The organism is Stenotrophomonas sp. Bg11-02, assembly GCF_002836635.1.
Taxonomy (GTDB): domain Bacteria; phylum Pseudomonadota; class Gammaproteobacteria; order Xanthomonadales; family Xanthomonadaceae; genus Stenotrophomonas; species Stenotrophomonas lacuserhaii.
This window is the reverse complement of the sequence record NZ_PJAY01000015.1, coordinates 1-5,827: the sequence shown is the minus strand read 5'-3', so window position 1 is coordinate 5,827 and position 5,827 is coordinate 1. Positions and strand designations below refer to the sequence as shown.

At 64.6% G+C, this 5,827-nt stretch carries 6 protein-coding genes; all 6 read left to right on the top strand.

Annotated elements, in window-relative coordinates:
* Nucleotides 1-53: 53 nt before the first annotated feature.
* The 6 genes from CXG43_RS01185 (at nucleotide 54) to CXG43_RS01160 (ending at nucleotide 5,666) form a co-directional block, all read left to right on the top strand.
* Nucleotides 54-818, top strand: a complete 765-nt coding sequence (locus CXG43_RS01185; protein ID WP_101098361.1) for a hypothetical protein — start codon at nucleotides 54-56, stop codon at nucleotides 816-818.
* Nucleotides 815-1,147, top strand: a complete 333-nt coding sequence (locus CXG43_RS01180) for a hypothetical protein (protein ID WP_101098360.1) — start codon at nucleotides 815-817, stop codon at nucleotides 1,145-1,147. The genes CXG43_RS01185 and CXG43_RS01180 overlap by 4 nt, the downstream gene beginning before the upstream one ends.
* Nucleotides 1,140-1,580, top strand: a complete 441-nt coding sequence (locus CXG43_RS01175; RefSeq protein ID WP_198551364.1) for a hypothetical protein — start codon at nucleotides 1,140-1,142, stop codon at nucleotides 1,578-1,580. The genes CXG43_RS01180 and CXG43_RS01175 overlap by 8 nt, the downstream gene beginning before the upstream one ends.
* Nucleotides 1,581-1,613: 33 nt before the next feature.
* The gene (locus tag CXG43_RS01170; RefSeq protein ID WP_101098358.1) at nucleotides 1,614-2,366 is read left to right on the top strand and encodes a hypothetical protein; all 753 of its coding nucleotides are present in this window, start codon (nucleotides 1,614-1,616) and stop codon (nucleotides 2,364-2,366) included.
* A gap of 3 nt (nucleotides 2,367-2,369) precedes the next feature.
* Nucleotides 2,370-2,828 carry a hypothetical protein gene (locus CXG43_RS01165; protein ID WP_101098357.1) on the top strand — a complete coding sequence of 153 codons (459 nt, stop codon included), beginning with the start codon at nucleotides 2,370-2,372 and terminating at the stop codon, nucleotides 2,826-2,828.
* Between the two features lie 144 nt (nucleotides 2,829-2,972).
* The gene (locus CXG43_RS01160) at nucleotides 2,973-5,666 is read left to right on the top strand and encodes a phage tail length tape measure family protein (RefSeq protein ID WP_101098356.1); all 2,694 of its coding nucleotides are present in this window, start codon (nucleotides 2,973-2,975) and stop codon (nucleotides 5,664-5,666) included.
* Nucleotides 5,667-5,827 lie beyond the last annotated feature (161 nt).

The window sequence follows — 5,827 nt, the reverse complement described above, 5'->3', positions numbered from 1 at the left end:
GGTAAGCCGCCGGCACCCGGCCCGCATCAGCGGGCCGGGTAAGGGAGAACACCATGGCCCAGATCAAAATCGGCGTAGATCCGGACGGTTTGTTCGATCGCCAGCTGACCGAGCTGGAGACCCAACAGGTTCCTTTCGCCGCGCGCCAGGCATCCAACGCCGTCGCCTTTGAGATACGCGAGCGCTGGAAGCGCACGGCCCCGCGCGTCTTCGACAGGCCCACGCCGCTCACGGTCAGTGCGGCTATGTACCGCAAGGCCACGAAGGAGCAGCCCTACGCGGAAATCTTCATCCGTGATGAAGCCTTCAAGGGCACGCCGCCGGCCAAGTACCTGCTGGCTGAGGTAGAGGGTGGTGAGCGCCGTAAAAAGGGGTTCGAGCGGTTGCTGCAGCAGCGCGGCCTGCTCTCGCCCAGCCAGTTCGCTGTGCTGGGCAGGGGGGCGAGCGCCAACGCCTACGGGAATCTTCCTGCAGGCCAGATCACCAGAATCCTGTCGCAGCTGGGCGCGTCCCGCGATCAGTACCAGGACCAGACCGACGTCAGCACCAAGCGCCGGCGGCGGTCCAAGAAAAAGCGAGGCGGCGAGTACTTCGTGCTGCCGAAACGTCGGGGCGCTCTGCGGCCCGGAATCTATGAGCGCATCGCTACCCCGTGGGGCTCGGCAGTGCGCTCGATCTTCATCTTTACCGGCACCGCCAAGTACCGGCCGCGCTACGACATCTTCGGCATGGCCGACGACACCTGGAAGAGGCTGATGCCGTTCTTCCTGAAGCGCGAGCTGGAGAAGGCCATGCAAACCGCCAGGCCAAGAGAATGAACCAGAAAACGTTTCTCCAATGCATCGACGCCCTCATGTTCGCTGCCTTCAAGGGAGCCGGAATCGCCGATGGGGCGACCTATCAGCACAGCGTGGCCACTCCTGTACCGGTGCCGTGCACCGCACTCCACGATGAGGGGGTGCAGGACTTCGACGAGGAGGGGGTTGCGGTGAGCACGCCGTATAACCGCGTCACCCTGCAGCTGGCTGAAGTCTCGCCGCGAGGCGGTGGCGTCGTGCAGATCGACGCCACAGGCCGACGGCTGAAGCTCGAGCAGAAGATCCGCGGCGATGAGTCGTCGCAGGTCTGGGAGGTATCAAATGCATAGCCCGAGCCCGCGCCGTCTTTTGCTCGACGCCTTTGCTGAGTGCTTGTCGGTCATCTCGACCAACAACGGCTACCGGACCAACGTCGGGGCGGACTGGACGCTGGAGCCGCGTCCTGGTGACGCCACGAGCACCGGCGTTTTCACCGCGCTGATTGAAAAGCAGCAGCGCGCCGCTGACGCCGCTCAGGTGCAGACCCACCGCCTTACTACCGTCGCTGTCATCGCAAAGCTGCCGGCGGACACCGATCACCTGCAGGAGCGTCTGGACGATCTGGTAACCGACATCGAGATGGCGATGTCCCAGAAACAACGCAGGTTCCCGCCTGGCTTCGCGTACCCCGTCTATCTGGGTATGGAACCGCTGATGCCGGAGTCGGCAGCCGCCGGCTGGGTGGGCGTTTCCGTGACCTACCAGTCCCACATCCCCAAGTAACCAGCCGCTCAGCGGCTTCACCGGAGAAACACCATGGCCAAAGATTACAGCTACCTGGGTAGCGGCATCGTCCTGATCCGCGAATGGAACAGCGGCCAGCCGCTGGAAGAGGTCGGCAACGTATCGGCATACAGCTTCTCACCGCAGACCAACACCATCGAGCTGGCTGATGGGCAGAACCCGGGCGGCGGGCCGGCCAACAGCGTCGATCGCGTGACCGGGTACAACCTGTCCTACACCTTCCACGACTTCAAGCCGTCCAACTTCGCGCGCTCGCTGCGCGGCAAGGCCACGGCATTGGCCGCAGCCACCATCGCGGAAGAGGCCGCAGCGGCTGCGATCGGCGCGTTCGTGCCGCTGGCCCGGATCGCTGCGGAGGTCACCAGCGTCAAGAACACTGTCGGCACCACTACCTACGAGGCCGGCAAGGACTACCGTCTGGAGCGCGGCATGCTCTTCATTCCCGCCGGCTCGACGATTCCCGCCGCGGTTAACGGCGCGCCCAACATCAAGGTCACCTACAAGCACGGCGCCATCGGCCGTGTGGAAGTTGGCGTCACCTCCCAGAAGTTCTACGAGGTCCACTTCGTTGGCATCAACGAAGCCCAGGGCGGCAAGCTGGTCCGTGCGATCGCGCACAAGGTGAAGGGCGGCATGCTCAACGAAATGGGGCTGCTCGGCGACCAGTTCGCCGCGGGCACCGTCGCCGGTGCGCTGGTCAAGGACTCGGCCAAGGCCACCGGTCCGGACATCTCGCCCTACTTCTACTGGGAACAGGAGGAATAAGGCATGGACGGCTTCGAAGTGGTGACGCCGCCGACGGCGCAGGTTTCGTTCCGTGGCGAGGTGCTGGAAGTGGGGCCGTTGCGGCTGGAGCAGCTGGCCCCCTTCATCACGGCAGCGCGTTCGATCATCGGGCGTGTGGTGATGGCGGCGGGGCTGCTGGGCGAGGGCGCTCAGATGGAAACCGGTGCTGTAGTGCTGGACCTGCTTGAGCAGGATGCTCCGGCTTTCGCCTCGGCCCTCTCCATCGTTACCGGCCGGCCGGCCGAATGGATCGCCAAGGGCACCGTGGATGAGGTGGCCAGCCTGGTGGAGGCGGTGGTCGGGTTGAATCGCGATTTTTTCGCCCGACGGCTTCCGCACCTGGTGGCAAAGGTGGCGAAGCCGAAGATTCCGCCGACCACGGATGGGGAGACCTCATTCACCAGCTCATCGCCTGCGGACACGAGCGCCGCGACATCCTGACCTACACCCTAGCCCAGCTACGGGCCTTTGTCGCCGCCGCTGCCCGCGCCGAGCGCCAGCAGCGCGCAAGCATGGCGGTCGCCGTGCGACTTGCCATGACGCCTGACCAAGCCGCGTGGGCGACGTACCTGAAGGAGAACCTGCATGGCTGAGCCCACTGCCAATCTGCGTGTGCGCCTCAGTGCGGACATCAACGACATCAAGCAGGGCATGGCGGTCCTACGCCGGGAACTGCGGCAGACGCAGAGCGAAGCTGCGCGCCCACTGCCGAAGAACAACGGCATTGCCGAGCTGGGCGTTAGCGCCGGCCAGACGCAGCAGGCGCTGCGCCAGCTTCCTGCCCAATTCACCGACGTCTTCACCAGCCTGCAGGGTGGGATGCCGTGGTTCACGGTGCTGGTGCAGCAAGGCGGCCAGATCAAGGACAGCTTCGGCGGCGTCGAACCGGCGCTGAAGGGCGTGTCTTCGGCGGTGCTGGGCATGGTCACTCCCGTCACCGCGGCGGCCGCCGCCGTTGGCGTGCTTGTGTACGCCTGGTACGACGCCGAGAAGCAGCAGGAAGCCTACGTGCGGGCGCTGGTGCTGTCCCGTAACGAGGGCGAGGCAACAACGCTGAGCCTGATCAACCTGGCTAAGCGCACCACCGATGCGATGCAGGTCACTGCCGGCGCAGGTGCCGAAGTGGCTCAGGCGATCGGCGCCAACGGACAGGTCGCCGCCCAGAACATGCAGGCGGTTGCCAACGCGGCCATCGCAATGAAGGAGCTGACCGGCCAGGCCGTCGATGAGACGGTGGCCAGCTACGGGAAGCTGGCCGACGCCCCGGTCAAGAACGCCCAGAAGCTCAATGAGCAGATCAACTTCATGACCGTCGCGCTCTACGAGCAGATCAGGGCGCTGCAGGAGCAAGGGCGGAACCAAGATGCAGCGACAGTAATCACCCGAGCGGCGGCCAGCGAGACCGTGATGGCCCTAGCTAAGGTTCGTTCCAGTCAGAATCCGGTAATCCGTGGTTTCAAGGAGCTGTTTGCCGAAGCCACGAAGGCTTGGGGCGCTATGCAGGCCAGCGCGGGCTTCGGTGCGCCAGCAGCTCAGATGCAGCAAATGCTGGCGGACAACCAGCGTGATTTGGCGCGCATCAACCAGGCCGTGGCGCAAGGCGGGGTGGCTCAGCCGATTATTGAGGCTATGAGGCGCGACATCGTGCGGCGGTCGGCTGAAATCAAGGAGATTTCGCTTGATTTGATTAAGGAGCGGAAGGATGCCCAGATCAAGGCTGCACAAGCGGCATCAGCGGAGACCGTGGCGGAGATGGACACGATCATCGACTCCGAGGCATCCAAGGAAGAAAAAAAGCGGCGAGATGTAGCCCGTATCTCGGGGCAAGCCGATGCTGCAATCCGGAAGGCGCGGGCCGCAGGCCTGGTAGACGAAGTTGCAAAGATCGAGGACCGCAAGGCAACGGCGCTCGCCGCGATCGACAAGAAGTATGAAGAAAAGCCTAAGAGCGGAAACGCGGCAGGCGCTTTGCGGTCTGCCGGCCTGCAGGGCTACCGCGATGATCTTCTGGAAGAGCAGGCCGCGATCATGGCCGGCACCCAATTGTTGCGCGCGCAGTACTCGGCAAGGGAGATCACGGCGACGGAGTACTACCGCCGCATGCGTGACCTCGCGCAGGCCAGCACGGACGCCGAAGCGCGCTCGCTCGAGGGACAGATCGCATTCCTGAAGCAGCAGACCGTTGCTGGCAAGGATGGCATCAACGTCAGCCGCCAGCTGGGCGATCTCGAAGCACGCCTGGTCAAAGTTCGCACCGAGGGTGCGAGCAAGCTCCAGGTGCTGGCGACCGAGGAGACGGCGACCGCGCGCACGCGCACGAACGTCATCGCGGCATACGCCAATGCTCTCGATGCGAGCAATCAGGCGCTGGAGCGCCAAATGCGTGCTGTGGCAGGGCGTGTCGGAATGGGGGAGCGCGAAAACGAGATCCAGCAACGCATCAACGATGCCTACGGCGACCAGGCGGACAAGCTGCGCGAGCTTCAGCTGCAGCTGAACGCATCCCAGATCGATCAGGAGACGTTCGAAGCTGAGCGTGCGGTGCTGCTCGCAAAGACCACCGATCGCCTGCAGATCGTGCGTGAAGGGTACGCCCAGCTGGCGGTTGCCGAGGGCAGCTGGCTCAACGGTGCGCGCGCTGCATGGGCGGACTACCAGCAGCAAGCATCCAATGCTGCCGAGCAGCTTGGTGCTGTGGCCGCGAACGTGTTCAGCGGGATGGAGGATGCCTGGACGAAGTTCACGACCGGCGGAAAGATCAGTTTCTCGGATCTCACGCGCTCGGTAATCGCCGACCTGTCCCGCATTGCCTTCCGCCAGGCGGCGATGGGCATCTTCAACACGGCGCTGGGCAGCACCATCGGCCCGGTGGTGCGCGAGAAGATCAGTTTCGATACCGGCGGCTACACGGGGCCGGGCGGTATCCATGAACCCGCAGGCATCGTGCACAAGGGAGAAGTGGTCTGGTCGCAAGCCGATGTCGCCCGCGCCGGCGGCGTTGGGGTCGTTGAAGCAATGCGCCGTGGGCTGGTGGGCTACGCGTCGGGCGGTGCGGTCGGCGGCGGGAGCCCTTCCGTAGCAGGACTCGGCGCAGTCAACGTCATCGTCAAGAACGCACCGGCGGGCACCACGGCGACCGCCACGCGTGGGCCGGGCGGAGTCGATGTCGAGGTACTGCTGGGCCAGCTCGATGATGCGCTCGGCGGGCGCATTGCCAGTGGCACCGGATCCACCTACGGGGCCATGCGAGGTCGGTTTAGCTTGGAGGACACGCTCTGATGGCACAGCTTCCCAGCACTGCCCTGGTGATGTTCAGCAACCTGCAGAACGGCTTCGATCCGTCTGTCCAGCGGGATGAGATGGAGCGCGGCCCAGCAAAGGAAAGGGTCCTCAACAGCACGGTCGCCATGACGCAGGCCCTCTCGCTCTACTTCGAAACC

Excerpts from the sequence above, each read along its gene's own strand:
- CXG43_RS01185 (WP_101098361.1), top strand. The coding sequence starts at position 54 with ATGGCCCAGATCAAAATCGGCGTAGATCCGGACGGTTTGTTCGATCGC.
- CXG43_RS01180 (WP_101098360.1), top strand. The coding sequence starts at position 815 with ATGAACCAGAAAACGTTTCTCCAATGCATCGACGCCCTCATGTTCGCT.
- CXG43_RS01175 (WP_198551364.1), top strand. The coding sequence starts at position 1,140 with ATGCATAGCCCGAGCCCGCGCCGTCTTTTGCTCGACGCCTTTGCTGAG.
- CXG43_RS01170 (WP_101098358.1), top strand. The coding sequence starts at position 1,614 with ATGGCCAAAGATTACAGCTACCTGGGTAGCGGCATCGTCCTGATCCGC.
- CXG43_RS01165 (WP_101098357.1), top strand. The coding sequence starts at position 2,370 with ATGGACGGCTTCGAAGTGGTGACGCCGCCGACGGCGCAGGTTTCGTTC.
- CXG43_RS01160 (WP_101098356.1), top strand. The coding sequence starts at position 2,973 with ATGGCTGAGCCCACTGCCAATCTGCGTGTGCGCCTCAGTGCGGACATC.